Below are 15,126 nucleotides of genomic sequence, written 5' to 3'. Positions count from 1 at the left end.
AATACCTTTTACATGTCAGCGGTAAGACAGGAATATGTTATGAAAAATGTCTATATTTTGACCTAGTTTACTTCGATCATGGTGGTATTCTTCTCCGACCAATTGGCTTGATCGATGATATAGAGCCGTATCAACTCGGCCCGGGAGGCATCGAGCACCTTGGCAAAGCTCGCCATGCCATTGCCCTTTAGCATGCCGTCGACCACTACGCCCTTCCATGTGGCCGCATCTGCCAGCGTGCCTGAATGGCGCAGATCGGGCGTCACACCGCCCGATACAGCGCTGTCGCCGTGGCAGACCTGGCAGAAGCGCCCGTAGAGCGCCTTGCCCTGCGCGATCTGCGCGGGGCTGCCCGTTGACGGGGGCGGGGCCAGCACGCGCGCAGCTTGCGGGGGTAGCGACGGGAGCACGCCTTTGCCACCGAGCTTGAGCACGATCAGTCGCGGCACATTGGGCACGCGATTATAGGCGCCGCCCGCATAGCCCGCGGTCAGCGGCCAGGCGCCGCCGCGGCCGGTGGTGAAGGCGACATATTGCTCGCCCCTGATGAGGAATGTCGATGGACCCGCCATCACGCCCGACTGGACCGGCAGGCTCCACAGCTGCTTGCCCGTATCGGCGGCATAGGCGCGGACCTCGCCGAGCGCGGTGCCTTGGAACACCAGATTGCCTGCGGTCGCCATCGTCCCGCCATTCCACGGTGTGGTGTATTGCGCGCGCCACCTTTCCTTGCCCGTCACCGGGTCGAAGGCGACGAGCGCGCCCTTGGTGGCGGCGATCGCGCCCTTGATGAATGCCGGGTCGCGCGGGATCATCCCCTCGCTCATATTGCCGCCGGTATTGAAGCCGATGGGATTGCGTGTCGCGTCCTCGGGCGAGAGCGGCGGCAGATATGCAAAGGCGAAATCGTTCGCCGGGATATAGACCAGCCCGGTCCTGGGACTGTAGCTCATCGGCTGCCAGCTATGTGCGCCGATCGGCGCGGGCGACGCGAGGAAGGGCTTTCCCGTCCGGTAGAAGCGGGCAGCCGGGTTTTCGATCGGCCGCCCGGTGGCTAGGTCATAGCCGGTCGCCCAGTTGATGTTCTTTACGAAGGGATTGGCGCCGATCAGCTTCCCGTTGGTGCGGTCGATCACGAAGAAAAAGCCGTTCTTGGGCGCCTGCATCAGCGCCTTGACGACACGGTCGCCGATCTTGAGGTCCGCCAGGATGATCGGCTGGGTCGCGGTATAGTCCCAGGTCTCGGCGGGGGTCTGCTGATAGTGCCACAGATATTCACCCGTCTCGGGCTTCAATGCGACGATAGAGGAGAGGAACAGGTTGTCGCCGATCCCCTGCGACCGCACGCCATGGTTCCACGGGTTGCCGTTGCCGACACCGAGATAGAGCTGGTCGAGCTCGGCATCATAGACGATCGCGTCCCAGACGGTGCCGCCGCCGCCCGACCGCTTCCACTGGCCGTCCGCCGACCAGGTCTTGGCTGCGATCCTGAGCACAGCGTCCGACGGCTCCCCGTCGGCCTTACCCTCGGCATTGGGCACCGTGTAGAAGCGCCATTTCCTGGCGCCATTGCTGACGTCATAGGCGGTGACATAGCCGCGCACGCCGAACTCGGCGCCGCCATTGCCGATCAGCACCATGTTCTTCACCACGCGCGGAGCGCCGGTGATTGTGTAAGGTTTTGTGTTGTCGGTGGTCTGCACGCTCCACAGCTGCGCGCCGGTGATCGCATCCAGTGCGATCAGCCGGCCGTCGATCGTGCCGACGAACAGCTTGCCCTTCCACACCGCGACCCCGCGATTGACCACATCGCAGCACGCGTCGACGCCCTTTTCCTTTGGCACCTGGGGATCATATTCCCACAACTTCTTCCCCGTGGCCGCGTCATAGGCGAAGACCTTGGACCAGGGGCCGGTTAGGTACATTGTCCCGTCGACCACCACCGGCGTCGCTTCCTGCCCGCGGGCATCGGGCAGGTCGGCGAACCAGGCGATGCCGAGCTGGCCCACATTGCCGTCGTTGATATGCGTCAGCGGGCTGTAGCGCTGTTCGTCATAGCTGTAGCCCACCGCGGGCCAGTCGCTGCCATCGTTGCCGTTGGTCAGGAAGGCGGCGTTGACCTTGGCGGCCCCCGTCGTCCTTTGGCTTTCGCTCTGATTGCCCTGAGGTGACAGTGAACATCCCGCCAGCACACACACCGCAACCAGACCTAGCCAACGCCGCATGTTTTCCTCCCCGATCCGGTATTTACGGATTCTGGAAAGGCAGTCTGCGCGAAACTTACACGCGTGTCACGCCGTGCGAGCGATCAATAGGGCGGGCGATCGAGGTCTCTGGGGCTCTTGGTGAAGATCTCGCAGCCATCCTCGGTAATGCCGATCGAATGCTCGAACTGCGCCGAAAGCGTGCGGTCGCGCGTCACTGCGGTCCAGCCGTCGTCGAGCATCTTCACGCCCGGTTTGCCGATGTTGATCATCGGCTCGATCGTAAAGAACATGCCGGGCTTGAGCTCGGGGCCGGTGCCGGGGCGGCCCGCATGCACGACCTCGGGCGCGTCGTGAAACAGCTGGCCGAGTCCGTGCCCGCAGAAATCGCGGACCACGCCATAGCGATGCTTTTCGGCATAGCTCTGGATCGCGTGCGCGACATCGCCCATCGTGTTGCCGGGCTTCGCCTGCTCGATGCCGAGCATCATGCACTCATAGGTGACGTCGACGAGGCGCTTCGCCTTGATGCCGACATCGCCGACCAGGAACATGCGGCTGGTATCGCCGTGCCAGCCATCGACGATCACCGTCACGTCGATATTGGCAATGTCGCCATCCTTGAGCGCGCGATCGCCCGGAATGCCGTGACAGACGACATGATTAAGCGAGATGCAGCAGCTGTGCGTGAAGCCACGATAGCCGAGTGTCGCGGGAATGCCGCCGCCGCGCAGCATATGCTGGCGCACCATGTCGTCGAGCTCGCCCGTCGTGACGCCGGGTACGACATGCGGCACCAGCGCGTCGAGCACCTCGGCCGCCAGCCGGCCCGCCTTGCGCATCCCCTCGAACCCGTCGGGCCCGTGGAGCTTGATGGCGTGGGAGCGCGTATGAGCGCTGGCTTCGCTGGCAAGGACATATTCGGTCATGATGGCGTCATATAAGACATGGCAACGCGTTTTGCGAGCCTCAGGCGAGGAACGGCTCGAGCGTGCTCCACTGGTCCGAAACCGCCCTGCGACCGAGCTCGATCGCGGCACGAATCTTGGCGGGCTTGAACTCGAGCGTGTCCGAAACCTCGCGCGGCGGCTCGATGATGCGGATCGGCGCGAAGCGATAGCGCGAAAGCTGCGTGTCGAGCGGGCTCAGCACGCGCGCGGCGGCCGGCCCTGTAAGCCCCTCACGGGCGAGCGCGCGCACCTGCGCCTCGCGGGCTGCGATCAGGTCGTTGATCAGCATCGCGTTGCCGGTGTCGTTCACCGACACCTCGGATTGCAGGATGTCGACCGCGCGCAGCCCGATTTCGATCAGATTGCCAAAAGTACGTCGCCGGCCCGCCACGGGCGCTGGCGATGCGCGCACCACCAGCACCGCACGCGGATTGAATTCCATAGCGGCGTCGAGCGGTGTCACGTTGCGCACGCCCCCGTCGACCCATTGTTCGTCGCGCCCCTGTGCGTCGCGCGTCTTCAAAGGCTGGAAGAACAGCGGCATCGCGGCGCTGGCATAGACCCAGTTGGCGATGCCGGGCACGCTCTCGTCGATGCTGCGGAACTGCCCCGTTCCGAGATTGACCACGCCCAGCAGCAGCTTGCGACCCGCCGCCGCCAGCTTCGCCTCGTCTGCGAACATGCGGATGCGCGCGCGGATCGGCGTCGCGTCGTAGATCGAACTGGCGCCGAGCAGCCCACCGACCACGCCCAGCGGCCTTTGCTTGTACACATCGTCATTGCCCCGAAGCGCCAGCCAGGCTGCGAGCAGCCCGGGCATGTCGTCCTGCGCCCCGCCCAGCGCCTGGATCGCGCCTGTCGAGACGCCCGCGAAAATGTCGAAGCGCACGCCGCGGCGGGTCACAAGCTCGTCGAGCACGCCCACCTGGAACGCGCCCTTGGCGCCGCCGCCGCTCAGTACGATCGCGAGTCCGCCTGCCATTGCAGCAGTTTATCGCAATGCGGCGGCGATGTCGCGTGTCCGCTTCAACTTGCACCTGCGCGGTGATAGGGGAGGGCGCATGACAGCAGAACGCATCTGGACCGCCGGCCTCGTCATCATTGGCGACGAGATCCTGTCGGGCCGGACGCAGGACAGGAATGTCAGCCAGATCGCGCTCTGGCTCAATCTTCAGGGAATCCGGCTGACCGAGGTCCGCGTCGTCGCGGATCGGACCGAGGCGATCGTCGAGGCGGTCAACGCGCTCAGGGCGCGCAGCGACTATCTCTTCACGACCGGCGGCATCGGACCGACGCACGACGACATCACCGTCGACGCGATCGCAGAGGCGCTCGGCATTGGCGTCGAAATCCATCCCAAGGCGCGCGCGGTGCTCGAAGGCTATTACGCGACACGCGGGGGGTTGAACGAGGGGCGGCTGCGCATGGCGCGCGTCCCCGAAGGCGCCGACCTGATCGAAAACCGCATGTCGGGCGCGCCCGGCATCCGCATCGGCAATATCTTCATCATGGCCGGAGTGCCCCACATCACCGCGATGATGCTCGATGCGCTATCGGGCAAGCTTGAGGGCGGCAATCCGCTGCTCTCTGAAACGATCGGCTGCTGGGTGCCAGAAAGCGAGGTCGCCGAACTGCTCGCCACCGTCGAAAAACGGCATGAGGGATGCCAGATCGGCAGCTATCCCTTTTTCCGCGACGGCCGCGTCGGCGCCAACTTCGTGATCCGCTCGACGGATGCCGCCGCGCTCGCCGGCTGCGGCGCCGATCTGTCGGCCGAACTCGCGATGGCGGGGCGCGAACCCGTTCCCGGCGGGATTTGACGCCGCTTGGCGCGTGTCCTGCTCGGTTGGGAGCTTGGTGCCAATCGGGGGCATGTCGTCCGTCTGGCGGAGATCGCGACGCGGCTGATCGCCGAAGGGCATGAAATCCACGCCGCGCTCCAGAATGTCGATGGCGCCGCCGAGATCATGCCCGCTGGTGTCACGCTCTGGCAGGGACCGGTCTGGCCGCGTCTGCTCGTCAATGCCTCGCGGCTCACGGGGCCGCCCGTCGCCACTATGGGCGACATATTGGCGCGGCTGGGGCTCGATCGGCCGGAAAGCCTTTCCGGCCTGATCCGCGCGTGGGATTCGCTCCTCATGGCGATCGACCCGCTTATCGTGATCGCCGATTTCGCGCCGGCTCTGCTCGCGGCGACCGCCGGGCGGGTGCCGAGCATCGGCGTCGGCACCAGCTTCGAACGCATCCCGCAAAGCCTGACGCGGTTTCCCAGCCTGACCGGCGCCCGACCGGTCTTTGACGAAGCAGCGCTGCTCAGTGCGGCCAACGCCGCGCTCAAGGCGACTGGGCGCGCGCCGCTCGCGGCCTTGCCGCAATTATTCGCTTCCGACCGCTCGCTCGTCGCGTCGTTCCGTGAGATTGATGTCTATTCGGGTGGGCGGGCGGAAGATCATGTGGCGCCCTCTATCGGCGCCAGCGTGCCGGCGTCGTCCGAACGGCAGGGCGAGGAGGTCTTCGTCTATGGCTTCGAAGCGATGATGGCCGATGCCGCGCTGTGGGATGGTCTCGCGAAATCGGGACTGCCCGTGCGCGTCCATGTGCCGCGCGCCACTCCTGCGCTTGTCGAGCGCCTGACCAGGCTGGGCTTCGCCTTCGAGCCCGATCCCGTCCCGATCGAGCGGATCGCGCGTGATAGCCGCATCCTCGTGTCACACGGTGGGCACGGCTTCGTCAGCGCCGCGCTGCTCTGCGGACTGCCGCTGGTGATCACGCATTACGACCTCGAAAAGCGCGGCTATGCCGATTGCGTCGTGAAGCTCGAGCTTGGCGGAGAGGTGCCGCTGCTGGCGATCCGCGCCGAACCCTTCGCCGAAAGTCTGAGGCGCCTCTATGCCGACGACGCGCTGGCGCAGCGCGCCCGTGCCGCGGCGCCGGGCTTTCATGCACAGATGGGGCGGCCGCTTGACAAGGAAGTCGCGAAGGTGGTGGCCGCGCTCGCCGCCTGATCGCAGGGGCTTGATGACGGCAAGTTCAGCCCTTGAGCGCCAGGGGCAATCCCGCCGCGATGAACACCGCTTCGTCCACCGCAGCCGCGACCCGCTGATTGATCCTGCCCGCGACATCGCGAAAGCGCCGCGCCAGCGCATTCTCGGGTACGATACCCAGCCCGACCTCGTTCGAAACCAGGATGACCGGTCCTGCCGCATCCACCATCGCCGCGACAAGTATTTCGGTTTCACGTTCAGTGTCGCGCTCGGCGAGCATAAGGTTCGACGCCCACAGCGTCAGGCAGTCGACGAGCATCACGGTGCCGGGGGCGGCGTGTGCCGTGATTGCCCGCGCCAGTTCGATCGGCGCCTCGATCGTCTGCCATGTCTCCCCCCGATCGGCGCGATGCCGCGCGATCCGGTCTGCCATCTCGGCGTCTCGCGCCTCGCCCGTCGCGACGTAGACCTGCTGCAGCCCCAGCGCCTCGGCGCGTGCCTGCGCGTACCAGCTCTTGCCCGAACGCGCACCGCCGAGCACCAGCAGCGAACGGAGAGGCTTGGGCACTGACATGGTGCGCGAAAAACTCCATCACGGGCTTGCCTGTCGCGCGGTGATCGCGAACAGGGGCTGCTATGGCCGAAAGCGTACGCCACGACAACGATCTCGCCGCGTGGTGTGTGCATGGCGGCCGGCTGGGCGATGCCGCCAGGGCCTTCCCCGAGGCGCCGCTACCCTGGATCGACCTGTCCACGGGGATCAATCCGCATGGCTGGGATGCCGCGCGCGCGGGGAAATTCGACTGGCGCACGCTTCCGGAGCCGACCGCGCTGGACGCGCTGGAAGCCGTCGCGGCGGGATATTTCGGAGTACCCGCCGACCATGTCTGCGCGGTCCCCGGAACCGAGCTCGGCCTGCGCCTGCTCGATACGCTGGGGTTGCCGGGCCCCGTCCGCCATGTCGCCCCCGGCTATGCCACCCACGCCGCGGCCGCGCGCGACCGCGCGATCACGCCCGAAGCGCTCGCCGCGGAGGCGGAGCGTGGCGGGACCATATTGCTCGCCAACCCCAACAATCCCGATGGGCGAATCTGGCACGTCGAGACGCTGATCGCCATCGCATCACGGCTCGCCATGCGTGGTGGCGTGCTTGTGGTGGATGAAGCCTTTGCTGATATCGATCCGGCGATCGGCTTGCTCCCCGTTCTTCCGGAAAACTTGCGGGGCAACGTGGTGGTGCTGCGCTCCTTCGGCAAATTCTTCGGGCTTGCCGGTCTGCGGCTCGGCTTTGTCTGCGCCAGCCCCGAGCGGCTCGCACCGCTACGGCACCGGCTTGGCAGCTGGCCGCTTTCGGCCGCCGCAATCGCCATCGGCACGGTTGCTTATAGTGACGAGCCGTGGATTACCGCGATGCGCGCGCGGCTGCGCGACGATGCCGCGCGCCTTGATGCGATGCTCGCAGATCATGGCCTGCTGGCAACCGGAGGCTGCCCGCTGTTCCGGCTCGTCGACAGCACGGTGGCGCCCGAGGTTTTTGCCCGGCTCGCCCGGCACGGCATCCTGACGCGCCCCTTTGATTATGCATACCATTGGTTGCGTTTTGGGCTGCCCGGCAACGCGGCGGGCTGGGCTCGGCTCGAACAGGCGCTCGGCGATGGTTGAGCCCGTCGCGCTCGCCGCGCTCGCGATCGAATCCGCGACGGGCTATCCGGATGCGCTCTATCGCCGCATCGGCCATCCCGTGGGGCTGTTCGCGCGCGTCATCGACGCTTGCGAACGGCGCTGGAACCGCCCGGGGCGCAATCGCCGCGCGCTCGGCATCACCGCGACCGCGATCCTCGTCATCGGCACATTCGCTGCGGCGCTCGCGGTTGAACAGGCGCTCTGGGCCTGGCTCGGCAAATGGGGCTGGATCGGAGTTGCGATCGCCGCAGTTCTCGGCTTGGCACAGCGCAGCCTGCACGAACATGTCGCGGCGGTAGCGCGTGATCTGGCAAGCGGCGATCTTGCCGCTGCGCGTCGCAGCGTCGCGATGATCGTCGGGCGTGACACCGCCGCGCTCGACGAAGCCGGTGTGGCGCGCGCGGGCATCGAGAGCCTTGCGGAAAGCTTTTGCGACGGCGTCGTCGCGCCCGCATTCTGGCTGATGCTGCTGGGACTGCCCGGCCTCTATGCCTACAAGGCGATCAACACCGCCGACAGCCTGATCGGCCACAAGGAGGAGCGCTGGCGTGCCTATGGCTGGGCGGCCGCGCGGCTCGACGACATGGCCAACTGGATTCCCGCGCGGCTCGCGGGCATGCTGATCTGCGTTGCGGGCAGGGGCGGCTGGCGGATCATGCGACGCGATGCGCGGCTCCACGCCTCGCCCAATGCGGGCTGGCCCGAGGCGGCGATGGCGGGCGTGCTCGATATCAGGCTCGGCGGCCCCATCGCTTACGACGGCGTCGTGCATGACAAGCCCTGGCTCGGCGACGGCCGAAACGAGGTGACTACCAAAGATATGACGACGGCGCTTACGATCTATCGCCACGCCTGCGTCCTGCTGTGGGCGATTGCGGGAGTTTACGCATGGGCGCTCTGATGCTGCAGGGGACAGGCTCGGACGTCGGCAAGTCGGTGCTCGTCGCCGGGCTCTGTCGCGTGCTCGTCAATCGCGGATTTTCAGTCCGCCCCTTCAAGCCGCAGAACATGTCAAACAACGCGGCGGTCACGATTGATGGTGGGGAGATCGGCCGCGCGCAGGCGACGCAGGCGATTGCATGCCGGGTACCTGCGCACACCGACATGAACCCCGTGCTGCTCAAGCCGCAGGCGGACCGCACTTCTCAGCTCATCGTCCACGGCAAGGTGCGCGGCACGCTCGGTTCCGACAATTTTCGCGAGGCACGGCGCGGCCTGCTGGGCGAGGTGCTCGAAAGCTATGAACGCCTCCGCGCCCAATGCGACATCGTCGTCGTCGAGGGCGCCGGATCGCCCGCCGAGATCAACCTGCGCCAAGGCGATATCGCCAATATGGGCTTTGCGCGCGCCGCCGATGTGCCCGTGGTGCTCATCGGCGACGTCGATCGTGGCGGCGTGATCGCGGCGATCGCGGGTACCCGCGCGGTGATCGATCCGGAGGACGCCGCAATGATCCGCGGTTTCATCATCAACAAGTTTCGCGGCGATCCCGCGCTGTTCGAGGATGGCTATCGCGCGATCGAGCAGCTTTCGGGCTGGCGCGGCTTCGGCGTCGTTCCCTGGCTCGCGCCCGCTGCGCGGCTGCCCAGCGAGGATGCAGTGATCCTCGAACGGCGCCAGCCGGCGGGCGAGGGGCGCGTGGTTATCGCCTGCCCGATCCTCCCGCGCATCTCCAATTTCGACGATCTCGACCCGCTCAAGCTCGAACCCGGCGTGGAACTCGTGATGGTGCCGCCGGGCCAGCCGATCCCCGCCGAGGCGCGGCTCGTCGTGCTTCCCGGCTCCAAGGCGACCATCCCCGACCTCGCCGCGATGCGCGAGCAGGGCTGGGACATCGACCTGCGCGCGCATGTCCGGCGCGGCGGGCATGTGCTCGGTCTGTGCGGCGGCTATCAGATGCTGGGCTGGCGCGTCGCCGATCCGCAGGGCATCGAGGGGGCCGCCGAAAGCGGCGAAGGCCTTGGCCTGCTCGATATCGAAACCGTGCTGACGCCCGCGAAGGCGCTGCGCCATGTGACGGGCATCGCGCTTGGCGCAGCGCTCGACGGATACGAGATGCATATGGGCGAAACCACCGGCCCCGACTGCGCGCGCCCTGTCACTCATTTCGCGGATGGTCGCAGCGACGGCGCGATCAGCGCCGATGGAAGGATCGCGGGCAGCTATGTCCACGGCTTGCTGTCGCACCCCGACCAGCGCGCCGCATGGCTCGCGCGGATCGGCGTCGCGTCGTCGGGCGCGGACTATGCCGCCTCTGTCGATACCGCGCTCGACGAGATCGCCGCGATGCTCGAGGTGCACCTCGACATCGACGCCTTGCTTAAAGTGTCAGGATAAGCGCGAGCAGCAGGCCCGCCTCGACGAGCTCGATCCCCGCGCCGTGGCAATCGCCGCTGATACCGCCCAAACGCAGGTGCAGCCAGAGTCCGAAATGCGCGATGAGCAATGGAGCCGCCAGCAGCGAAGGCGAAAGGATCGCCGTGCCCGCGAGCACGGCTCCCCAGCCGAGCAGGTCGCGCACGCGAATGGCACCCGCAAAACGCGCGCCGAGCCCTTGGTGCAGCGGCTCCAGCCAGCGCGCCCAGACGAGCGGACCGATCCGCGCGGCAAAGGGGATCAATGCCAGCGCGGTCCACGCCTGCGCCACTACCGCGCCGTGCAGCAGCACCAGCTTGACCAGGAGCTGCAGCACGATCGCGACCACGCCGAAGCTGCCGATATGCGGATCGGCCATCACCGCGAGCAGTCGCGCGCGATCGCCATGCGCAGCCCCCATGCCGTCCGCAAGGTCCGACAGCCCGTCGAGGTGCAATGCGCCCGTTACCGCGATCCATATGACCAGTGCGGCAATCGCTCCCGTCCAAGGATCGACGCGCGCACCCAGCCATGCCGCGGCCGCCACGAGCAATCCGATCACCAGCCCGACGAGCGGAAACCAGCGCAGCGAGGCCGCAAAGTCGTCGGTGGTGACGCTGCGCACCGCCGGTACGCGCAGTCGCGTCAGGAACTGCAGCGCGAAGATCAGTCGCTTCACGGCCACAACGCCATGATCCGCGCCTCGCGCGGCGTGCCGGGCCAGATCCGCAGCGATAGCAATGACGTATAGGGGAGGTCGAACGCCCAGAGCTGGGGCTGGTTGAAGCCGAACAGCACCGCGAGCGCCGCGCGCATCGCGCCGCCATGCGTCACCACCAGCGTGTCCTCGTGCACATCGTCGATCGCGGCCGCAACGCGTTCGGTCAGCGCCGACCAGCGCTCTCCGCCGGGGGGTGCGTGCGTGTCGGGATCCTCCCAGAAGCGCCCGAGCGCTCCGGCATCGACTTCGCTGCCCGCCCGTCCGTCCCAATCGCCGAAATCGATCTCACGCCAGCGCGGATCGATTGCGGCGGCAAGACCCGCACGACGCCCGATCACCTCTGCTGCGGCCAGCGAGCGCCGCAGCGGAGAACTCACCAGGCGCGTGAAATCAAGGGCGCCGGACTGCTCGAGGCAGGCCGCCACGCCTTCGGCTGTCTCGGCACAATCGGTGCGCCCCAGCATCCTGCCCGTCAGCATGGGTGCGCCGTGGCGCAGCAGGTGGAGCGCGAAGCCTGTCATTGCCCCCCGGATACACCGGCCTCGGCGAATGTCGCCATCTCCGCATGCGCGGCGAGCGCGGAGCGCACGATCTGCGTCGCGACCGCTGCGCCGCTACCTTCGCCGAGCCGCATCGACAGCCGCAGCAAGGGTTCGAGTCCGAGCCGGTCGAGCAGTACATGATGCCCCTGTTCGGCCGAGCAATGCGCGGCAAGGCAATGTGCGGTGATCGCGCGATTGGCCGCCGCCAGCGGCGCAATGGCTGCACAGGTGATAAAGCCGTCGAGCAGCACGGGCACGCGCTTGAGCCGCGCCGCGAGGACCGCGCCCGCGATTGCCGCGATCTCGCGCCCGCCCAGCCGCCGCAGTGTCTCAAAGGGCGTCTTCGGGGCGTCGGCGTGACAGGCGAGCCCCGCATCAACGACGCGCACCTTGCGCGCCAGGCCCTCGAAATCGACGCCCGTGCCCGTCCCCACCCAATAGCGTGCGGTGCCGCCAAAGCTGCGCGCGGCGAGCGCCGCGGCCGGGGTCGTGTTGCCGATACCCATTTCGCCGACGACGAGCAGATCGAGCCCCTCCTCGACGACCGCCGCGCCTGCCGACAGCGCCTCCAGACATTCGTCCGCGTCCATCGCGGCGTCCTGTGTGAAATCGCGCGTGGGACGATCGAGCGCCAGCGGCACCACCACCAGTTCGAGCCCCGCGGCGGACGCGAGCGCGTTTATCGCGGCGCCGCCCCGCTCGAAATTGCGGACCATCTCCACCGTCACCGCTGGCGGAAAGGCGCTCACCCCGTGCGCGGTGATGCCGTGATTGCCTGCAAAGATTGCGGCGCGGCCGCGCGTGATCGCGGGGCGGAGGGTCCGCTGCCAGCCGGCGAAAAAATTCGCGATCTCCTCGAGCCGCCCAAGCGACCCTTCGGGCTTGGTGAGTTGCGCCTGTCGTCCGCTGGCGGCAGCGATCGCGGCTGCGTCGGGCGAAGGCAGCGCGTCGAGCGCATCCTCAAACGTGCGGACATCGGGAAACAGGCTCATGCTGCGACATATCCTTCGGGGGGTATACGAACGATGAAATGCCCCTTCACGCCCTCGGGCCACTCCGCATAGCCGACCTCACCCTCGGCGCTTTGGGCATGGAGCAGTGCATAGTCGAGCACCGCGCGTGCGGCGTCCTCGTCGGGCGCCAAGCCGCCGAGCACATAGCCGATCCGGCCCGGCGCGCGGATATGCAGCGTGCAGAACTGGGTGCAGGCGAAAAGACAGGGCATCGGTTCGATCGCGATGCCCTGATAGCGCGGGTCGGAGGCGGCGACGCTTTTCAGCGCCGCCGCCATCGCTTCGCCGCCGGTGCGTCCCTCCGCATCCTCCCAGCTTTCGGTCGAGTGGCGGCAGGTGCTGCACACCACGATCGCCGGACCTTGGGATACGGGCTTCAGCACAGGTGCATTCTCCTAGAAACGCGTCCGCACGCCGGCATAGACGCTCCGGCCGAGCGTGCCATAATTGCGGATCGTCTCATAATCCTCGTCGAACAGGTTTTCGACGCGGCCGAACAGGCTGACATTCTCGCTGAGCTTGTGCTCGGCGCGCAGGTCGACGAGCACATAGCTGTCGAGCACCGTGGTGTTCGCGGCATTGTCATAGGACTTGCCCGACCAGCGCACCGCGACGCCTGTCGAAAGGCCGAAGGGCCAAGCATAGTCGGCATTGAAATTCGCGGTCGCCCGCGGGCGGCGCGGCAGCCAGTTGCCGAAATTGGGACCGGCGAGCCGGTTCTCGGCCTCGATCCAGCTATAGTTTCCGGAAACCGTGAATCGCGTGCCGATCCGCGCCGCGGCGGCCAGCTCGACGCCCTGCGCATGCGTGCGCTGGGTGTTGGCATAGTAACCGAAGCGATCGAATCCGGTGGCGGGATCGACGCAGAGCGGGTCGCCGACGGTGCCGAAGCACGAGAAGAAGTCGATCTGGTTGGCGGTGTCGCGCTCGAACCAGGTCGCGCCCAGCGTCAGCGCGTCGTCGAACAGGTGCTGTTCGATGCCCGCTTCCCAGCCATCCGCCTGTTCGGGCCTGAGCGTGGTGTTACCGAACTCCGAAAAGAGCTGGTAGAGCGAGGGTGCCTTGAACGCCTCACCATAATTCGCGCGCAGGATCGTACCCGTCTCGAGCGCCCAGACTGCGCCCGCCTGGAACAGCGTCTTGCCGCCATAGGTCTTATGATCGTCATGGCGGACGCCGCCGGTGAGCGTCAGGCCAGACAGCGGTTCGGCGGAAAGCTGCCCATAAAAGCTGGTGATCTCGGCCTTGCCGCGCGCCTCGGAGAAGGGTGGAGATGCGCTGAAGAAGCGCGAACGCTCATTCTCCGCGCCGAAGATCGCGACCCAGCCCTCCGCGATGTCGAAGGTGCCCTGATATTCGATGCGCTCGTTGCGCCCCTTGGCGTCGAAGGTGTGATCGGGATTGCCGCCCGGATCGAAATTGTCGCGCTTTGTGTCGGTATAGCCATAGGCGAAGCGGTTGCGGAAACGCCCGTCGAACAGCGCCACGTTCAGCCCGGCATAGCCGACGAATTCCCTGGTCACGCCGTATTCGAGGCTGTCGGTGTTGAAGCCGTCGAACTCGTTGCGCCCGCGCGACCAATAGCCGCGGAGATCGACGCTCACATTGTCCGCCAGCGCGATTTTGGCGCGGCCGTTCAATCCGACATTACGATAGCCGTCGTCCTCGGTGCCCGGCGCATAGGCCGAAATGCCGTCGGTGGTGAAGGCATGGCCACCGACGCGCCACGCCACCGGGCCGGTCTTGCCGCCGATGCCGCCGCGCGCGCTGACCGTCTCGCGCCATCCCGCCTCGAAATCGGCGCTCGCTTCCAGCGCCTCCTCGGGCGACGCGGTGACGATGTTGACGACGCCGCCGATCGCCTGGCTGCCCCACAGGATCGACTGCGGCCCGCGCAGGATCTCGATCCGGTTGATATCGCCCACGAGCAGGTTCGCGAAATTATATCCGCCGCCGGTGGAGGAGGGGTCGTTGAGCTTGACGCCATCGATCACGACGACGGTGTGGTCGGTCTCGGCGCCGCGAATGCGCAGCTGCGTCGCGGTGCCATAGCCGCCGTTGCGCGTGAAGCTGATGCCCGGCGTGCGCGCGAGCAATTCGGTCACGCCGATGTCCTGCGCCTGGTCGATCGACTCCTTGGTCAGCACGGTGATCGACGACGCGATCTTGTCGGTCCCGGTCGGATTGCGCGTCGCGGTGACGATGATCGCCTCGCCCGGCAGCGTGGTTGCGTCGGGAAGCGGCTCGGCAAGCGCGGGCGTCGCCGCGATCAATATGGTGGTAGAGAGAAAAACGGTCTTCAACATCGGTCAGAACCCCTTTGGGACATGGTTCGCCATGCCCGTTCGGGACGCGCCGATGCGCTGTTGAGACGCACCACCGCGTCCGTGCAGGGCACGGCCACGATGTCGTCGCTCGGGTTCTTGACCCGCCCGTTCGGCGCACCCTGGCCGGACGAAGGACGACTGCGTCAGGCAGGTCTCCTGGCTCACGGGTCAGCACCTTGTTCGCGTCGCCTTCTCGGGGGCAGGCCCCCAATGGCATGTGACGCGATGGCTCGCCGCTTACAGTTGCAGGGGCAGCCGGGGTTTCGAACCCCGTTCCCTTTTCATCCCCGTCCCCGGGGAACCTGTCGCGGAGCGGCGCATAGGCGGGGCGGGGGCAGGGGTCAAGC

General features: G+C 66.9%; 14 protein-coding genes and 1 riboswitch. Of the genes, 5 read left to right on the top strand and 9 right to left on the bottom strand.

Annotation, left to right across the window (positions count from 1 at the left end):
- Positions 1 to 62: 62 nt before the first annotated feature.
- The 3 genes from AC3WJD_RS15345 to AC3WJD_RS15335 all read right to left on the bottom strand — a co-directional run bounded on the left by AC3WJD_RS15345 (position 63) and on the right by AC3WJD_RS15335 (position 4,136).
- Positions 63 to 2,225, bottom strand: coding sequence for a PQQ-dependent dehydrogenase, methanol/ethanol family (locus AC3WJD_RS15345; RefSeq protein WP_492747569.1), 2,163 nt, complete (start codon positions 2,223 to 2,225; stop codon positions 63 to 65).
- Between the two features lie 83 nt (positions 2,226 to 2,308).
- Entirely contained in the window at positions 2,309 to 3,133 is an 825-nt protein-coding gene (gene map / locus AC3WJD_RS15340) for a type I methionyl aminopeptidase (protein ID WP_492747568.1), read from the bottom strand.
- 40 nt (positions 3,134 to 3,173) lie between these two features.
- On the bottom strand, positions 3,174 to 4,136 hold the full coding sequence (locus AC3WJD_RS15335; RefSeq protein WP_492747567.1) for a patatin-like phospholipase family protein: 963 nt from the start codon (positions 4,134 to 4,136) through the stop codon (positions 3,174 to 3,176).
- A 79-nt stretch (positions 4,137 to 4,215) separates the two neighbouring features.
- On the opposite strand from AC3WJD_RS15335, the gene AC3WJD_RS15330 reads away from it, so the two are divergent.
- Both AC3WJD_RS15330 and AC3WJD_RS15325 read left to right on the top strand, forming a co-directional pair.
- Positions 4,216 to 4,974 (top strand): competence/damage-inducible protein A, encoded by a 759-nt coding sequence (locus tag AC3WJD_RS15330; protein ID WP_492747565.1) that lies wholly within the window; start codon positions 4,216 to 4,218, stop codon positions 4,972 to 4,974.
- Positions 4,975 to 4,980: 6 nt separating this feature from the next.
- On the top strand, positions 4,981 to 6,159 hold the full coding sequence (locus tag AC3WJD_RS15325) for a glycosyl transferase-like UDP-glucuronosyltransferase (RefSeq protein ID WP_492747564.1): 1,179 nt from the start codon (positions 4,981 to 4,983) through the stop codon (positions 6,157 to 6,159).
- Positions 6,160 to 6,184: 25 nt separating this feature from the next.
- Here AC3WJD_RS15325 and cobU read toward each other — a convergent pair whose 3' ends face one another.
- Positions 6,185 to 6,712: a bifunctional adenosylcobinamide kinase/adenosylcobinamide-phosphate guanylyltransferase gene (gene cobU / locus AC3WJD_RS15320; RefSeq protein WP_492747563.1), complete on the bottom strand. Its 528-nt coding sequence runs from the start codon at positions 6,710 to 6,712 to the stop codon at positions 6,185 to 6,187.
- Between the two features lie 62 nt (positions 6,713 to 6,774).
- Between cobU and cobD the strand changes: the two genes are divergently transcribed.
- Genes cobD through AC3WJD_RS15305 form a run of 3 tightly spaced genes read left to right on the top strand, consistent with a single transcriptional unit; the run spans position 6,775 to position 10,158 of the window.
- The gene (gene cobD / locus AC3WJD_RS15315) at positions 6,775 to 7,800 is read left to right on the top strand and encodes a threonine-phosphate decarboxylase CobD (RefSeq protein WP_492747562.1); all 1,026 of its coding nucleotides are present in this window, start codon (positions 6,775 to 6,777) and stop codon (positions 7,798 to 7,800) included.
- Positions 7,793 to 8,722, top strand: a complete 930-nt coding sequence (gene cbiB, locus AC3WJD_RS15310) for an adenosylcobinamide-phosphate synthase CbiB (protein WP_492747560.1) — start codon at positions 7,793 to 7,795, stop codon at positions 8,720 to 8,722. The genes cobD and cbiB overlap by 8 nt, the downstream gene beginning before the upstream one ends.
- Complete coding sequence (locus tag AC3WJD_RS15305; protein WP_492747559.1) at positions 8,710 to 10,158, top strand: cobyric acid synthase; 1,449 nt, start codon at positions 8,710 to 8,712, stop codon at positions 10,156 to 10,158. The genes cbiB and AC3WJD_RS15305 overlap by 13 nt, the downstream gene beginning before the upstream one ends.
- Here the strand turns inward: AC3WJD_RS15305 and cobS are convergent.
- Genes cobS through AC3WJD_RS15280 form a run of 5 tightly spaced genes read right to left on the bottom strand, consistent with a single transcriptional unit; the run spans position 10,142 to position 14,758 of the window.
- Complete coding sequence (gene cobS, locus AC3WJD_RS15300) at positions 10,142 to 10,855, bottom strand: adenosylcobinamide-GDP ribazoletransferase (protein WP_492747558.1); 714 nt, start codon at positions 10,853 to 10,855, stop codon at positions 10,142 to 10,144. The genes AC3WJD_RS15305 and cobS overlap by 17 nt on opposite strands.
- Positions 10,852 to 11,418 carry a histidine phosphatase family protein gene (locus AC3WJD_RS15295; RefSeq protein ID WP_492747557.1) on the bottom strand — a complete coding sequence of 189 codons (567 nt, stop codon included), beginning with the start codon at positions 11,416 to 11,418 and terminating at the stop codon, positions 10,852 to 10,854. The genes cobS and AC3WJD_RS15295 overlap by 4 nt, the downstream gene beginning before the upstream one ends.
- A complete protein-coding gene (gene cobT / locus AC3WJD_RS15290; RefSeq protein WP_492747556.1) occupies positions 11,415 to 12,431 on the bottom strand; it encodes a nicotinate-nucleotide--dimethylbenzimidazole phosphoribosyltransferase in 1,017 nt (338 codons plus the stop codon). Before cobT ends, AC3WJD_RS15295 begins: the two co-directional genes overlap by 4 nt.
- Positions 12,428 to 12,835, bottom strand: a complete 408-nt coding sequence (locus AC3WJD_RS15285; RefSeq protein WP_492747555.1) for a DUF1636 domain-containing protein — start codon at positions 12,833 to 12,835, stop codon at positions 12,428 to 12,430. Before AC3WJD_RS15285 ends, cobT begins: the two co-directional genes overlap by 4 nt.
- Positions 12,836 to 12,847: 12 nt before the next feature.
- Positions 12,848 to 14,758, bottom strand: a complete 1,911-nt coding sequence (locus tag AC3WJD_RS15280; RefSeq protein ID WP_492747553.1) for a TonB-dependent receptor plug domain-containing protein — start codon at positions 14,756 to 14,758, stop codon at positions 12,848 to 12,850.
- A gap of 150 nt (positions 14,759 to 14,908) precedes the next feature.
- Positions 14,909 to 15,100: riboswitch (cobalamin riboswitch) on the bottom strand.
- Positions 15,101 to 15,126 lie beyond the last annotated feature (26 nt).

The organism is Sphingobium sp. FW306-1B-F04DB (assembly GCF_058781925.1).
This window is presented reverse-complemented; position numbering and strand designations above follow the sequence as displayed.

Coding starts and splice junctions, on each gene's coding strand:
- AC3WJD_RS15345 (WP_492747569.1), bottom strand. CDS start 2,225: ATGCGGCGTTGGCTAGGTCTGGTTGCGGTGTGTGTGCTGGCGGGATGT.
- map (WP_492747568.1), bottom strand. CDS start 3,133: ATGACCGAATATGTCCTTGCCAGCGAAGCCAGCGCTCATACGCGCTCC.
- AC3WJD_RS15335 (WP_492747567.1), bottom strand. CDS start 4,136: ATGGCAGGCGGACTCGCGATCGTACTGAGCGGCGGCGGCGCCAAGGGC.
- AC3WJD_RS15330 (WP_492747565.1), top strand. CDS start 4,216: ATGACAGCAGAACGCATCTGGACCGCCGGCCTCGTCATCATTGGCGAC.
- cobU (WP_492747563.1), bottom strand. CDS start 6,712: ATGTCAGTGCCCAAGCCTCTCCGTTCGCTGCTGGTGCTCGGCGGTGCG.
- cobD (WP_492747562.1), top strand. CDS start 6,775: ATGGCCGAAAGCGTACGCCACGACAACGATCTCGCCGCGTGGTGTGTG.
- cbiB (WP_492747560.1), top strand. CDS start 7,793: ATGGTTGAGCCCGTCGCGCTCGCCGCGCTCGCGATCGAATCCGCGACG.
- AC3WJD_RS15305 (WP_492747559.1), top strand. CDS start 8,710: ATGGGCGCTCTGATGCTGCAGGGGACAGGCTCGGACGTCGGCAAGTCG.
- AC3WJD_RS15295 (WP_492747557.1), bottom strand. CDS start 11,418: ATGACAGGCTTCGCGCTCCACCTGCTGCGCCACGGCGCACCCATGCTG.
- cobT (WP_492747556.1), bottom strand. CDS start 12,431: ATGAGCCTGTTTCCCGATGTCCGCACGTTTGAGGATGCGCTCGACGCG.
- AC3WJD_RS15280 (WP_492747553.1), bottom strand. CDS start 14,758: ATGTTGAAGACCGTTTTTCTCTCTACCACCATATTGATCGCGGCGACG.